At 63.8% G+C, this 1,080-nt stretch carries 1 pseudogene; it reads right to left on the minus strand.

From position 1 onward, the window contains the following. Nucleotides 1-1,015 (minus strand): annotated as a pseudogene (locus NKI08_RS34465) (IS3 family transposase); the annotation flags it as partial. Between the last annotated feature and the right edge of the window lie 65 nt (nucleotides 1,016-1,080).

Here is a 1,080-nt window from a genome sequence, read left to right on the forward strand (position 1 = left end):
TTGTAGTCGTCTGCCCATTCGGCGATGGTTGTTCGGGCATGGTCGAGGCCGAAGAACAGGGTTTCGTTCAGCAACTCGTCCCGCATCCGCCCGTTGAAGCTTTCGCAGAAGCCGTTCTGCATCGGCTTGCCCGGCGCGATGAAGTGCCATTCCACCTGATGATCCTTCGACCAGGCGAGGATCGCGTTCGAGGTGAACTCGGTGCCGTGGTCGGAGACGATCATGCCCGGCTTGCCGCGCCGGGCGATCAGTTCCGTCAGTTCACGCGCCACCCGGCGGCCGGAGATCGAGGTGTCCGGGATCGCAGCCAGGCATTCGCGCGTCACGTCGTCGACGATGTTGAGGACGCGGAAGCGCCGGCCGCAGGCGAACTGGTCATGGACGAAATCCAGCGACCAGCGCGCGTTCGGCTTCGCCTGAACCAGGATCGGTGCCCGCGTTCCTACCGCTCGGCGCCTGGAGCGTCGCTTGCGCACGGCCAGTCCTTCTTCGCGGTAGAGCCGGTAGATGCGGTTGATCCCCGATACCTCGCCTTCGCGCCTGAGCAGAATGAACAGCCGCCGATAGCCGAAGCGCCGGCGCTCGTTGGCCAGGTCGCGTAGCCGGCCGCGCAGTGCCGCCTCTGGCGCTCGGCGAGACTGGTAGCGGATCATCTTACGATCGGCGTCGACGAAGGAACAGGCCCGCCGCTCCGACAGGCCCATCGTGGCCTGCAGATGCGCGACGGCTTCGCGCTTGGCGGCGGGCCCTACCATTTTTTTGACAGAAGCTCGCGCAATGCCGAGGCTTCCAGCATCTGGTCGGCGAGCAGCTTCTTCAGCTTCGCGTTCTCGTCTTCCAAGGCCTTCAGCCGCTTGGCATCGGAGACGTCCATCCCGCCATACTTCGCCTTCCAGTTATACAGCGTCGCCTCGGAGATCCCATGCTTGCGCGCCAGGTCGCCCGCCTTCGCCCCCGCTTCGTGCTCACGCAGAACCGCGATGATCTGCTCTTCCGGAAACCGCTTTCTCTTCATCAGTCCGTCCTTCAATCGAGGCCGGACTCTAATCTCAGTTGGAGGAAATTACCCGTGGCAGGTCA

The sequence above is a fragment of the Mesorhizobium sp. M0768 genome (genome assembly GCF_040320195.1).
Taxonomy (GTDB): domain Bacteria; phylum Pseudomonadota; class Alphaproteobacteria; order Rhizobiales; family Rhizobiaceae; genus Mesorhizobium.